The 2,003-nt window shown below is 69.7% G+C and carries 2 protein-coding genes; both read right to left on the bottom strand.

The features are described from left to right. On the bottom strand, positions 1 to 1,132 hold a 1,132-nt coding region (locus tag GWI24_RS43705; RefSeq protein ID WP_210951563.1), incomplete at its 3' end, for a Gfo/Idh/MocA family protein. 83 nt (positions 1,133 to 1,215) lie between these two features. Further along, a complete protein-coding gene (locus GWI24_RS43700; protein ID WP_308344287.1) occupies positions 1,216 to 2,001 on the bottom strand; it encodes a carbohydrate ABC transporter permease in 786 nt (261 codons plus the stop codon). Between the last annotated feature and the right edge of the window lie 2 nt (positions 2,002 to 2,003).

Here is a 2,003-nt window from a genome sequence, read left to right as displayed (position 1 = left end):
CGAGGCGCTCGGCGCCGGCGGTGACCAGTCGGTCGATGCCGGTCACCACGCGCCGCTCGGCCGCTCGCGCGGTGACGTCCGCACCGGGCTCGGTGCGCCAGGCGTCGGCGGGCAGCGGGACCGGTGCGGGTGCGGTGCGGACCGCCTCGACGACGCGCATGAAGGCGCCCGTGCGGTCCGGGGGAACGAGCAGTTCGGTGCCGTCGCGCAGATGCGCGACGAGGTTGTCCAGCAGATCGGTGCGCGCGTGGTCGGTGGTCTCGGGCGGCGCTCCGTCGCGTTCGATTCGGACCCGGTCCAGCTTGTACCAGAAGGTGATCCGGCCCCGGTCGCCGTGGACGGCCACATACGGCTCACCGGGCTCCTCCGCGCACAGGGTGACGGCGGCGGCCACGGTGGCACCGTGGGTGGTGCGGATCCGTACGCAGGAGGTGTCGTCGGCCTCGATGGCGTTGGCCCGGTACAGCTCCAGCTCGATACCGGCCACGTCCTCGGCCCGGTCGGCGTCGGCGAGGTGCAGGGCGGTGGCGATGGCGTGGGCGAGGGGGTTGGTGAGGACGCCGTCCACGACGTCGCGGCCGTCGAGGGTGCGGTGTCCGGCCCAGGGGGCGCGGGTGTAGTAGTCCTCGTCGCGGACCCATGCCCCGGCCGCGCCGATGCCGCGGATCGCCCCTATACGGCCGTCGGCGACGAGCTTCCGGATGGCGGGCAGGGCATGGGAGCCGAGCGACTGGAAGCCGATCTGGCAGGCGGTTCCGTATCCGCGTAGCCCTTCGCTCAACCGGGTGAATTCGGCGTACGAGGGTGTGGGCGGTTTCTCCAGCAGAAGGTGGGCACCGCGTTCGGCGGCGGCGAGGGCGAGGTCGGCATGGGTGTGGATCGGGGTGCAGATGACGGCGATCCGGGCGCCGGTGCGGGTCACGAGCGCGGCGAGGTCGGCGGACTGCTCGGGCTCGCCGAGTCCGTCGCCCAGCTCCTCCCGGGTGAGCGGTGCGAGTTCGCACACCCCGGCGAGGCGGACCTTTCCCTCGGCGGACAGCCGCCGGATGTTGTCCAGATGCCAGCGCCCATGCCCGTGGGCGCCCGCGAGGACGACCGGTATCGGTTCCTTCGGTTCCGGGGCCGTACCCATGCTCGGACCTCCTTGTCCGCCTCGTCCGCTCTGTCCGCCTTGTACGCTCTGTCCGCGTACGGTTGTTCCGCCGACCGGAGTGGTCAGCCCTTGACCGCACCCGCGCTGAAGCCGGTGATCAGCCACTTCTGGATGAAGGCGAAGACGATGACCACGGGCACCGCGGCGATCACCCCGCCCGCCGCGAGCGCGCCCAGGTCGACGCTGTCCGCCCCGATGAGGGTGTTCAGGCCGACCGGGATCGTCTGCTTGTCCTGGGAGCTGAGGAACATCAGCGCGAACAGGAAGTGGTTCCAGCTGTGCACGAAGGCGAAGGAGCCGACCGCGATCAGCCCGGGGCGCAGCAGCGGCAGCACCACCGCGCAGAAGGCCCGGAAGCGGCCGCAGCCGTCCACCCATGCCTGTTCTTCCAGTGACACCGGCACGTTCTTGATGAAGCCGCTGATGAGGATGATCGACAGGGGCAGCTGGAAGACCGTCTCCGCGATGACCACGCTCCCCAGCGAGTTGATCATCTGCAGGTTCTTGAAGATCTCGAAGAGCGGCACCAGCATCAGCGCGCCCGGGATGAACTGCGACGCCAGCAGCGCCAGCATGAAACCCTTTTTGATCCGGAACTCGAAGCGGGCGAGGGCATAGCCCCCGGCCAGCGCGACCGCCGTCGTCATCACCAGCGAGGCGACGCCGACGATCATGCTGTTCTGGAAGAAGATCCCGAAGCTGCGCTCGTTCCACACCTTCTGGAAGTGCTCACCGGTGACCGGCCAGGGCACCAGCGCGTTCGAGCCCGCGGGGCGCAGCGCGAACAGCAGCATCCAGTAGAAGGGGACGAGGGTGAACAGCAGATACAGACCCAGCGGCAGATAGATCT

The sequence above is a fragment of the Streptomyces sp. MK37H genome (genome assembly GCF_018035285.1).
GTDB classification, from domain to species: Bacteria; Actinomycetota; Actinomycetes; order Streptomycetales; family Streptomycetaceae; genus Streptomyces; species Streptomyces endocoffeicus.
This window is presented reverse-complemented; position numbering and strand designations above follow the sequence as displayed.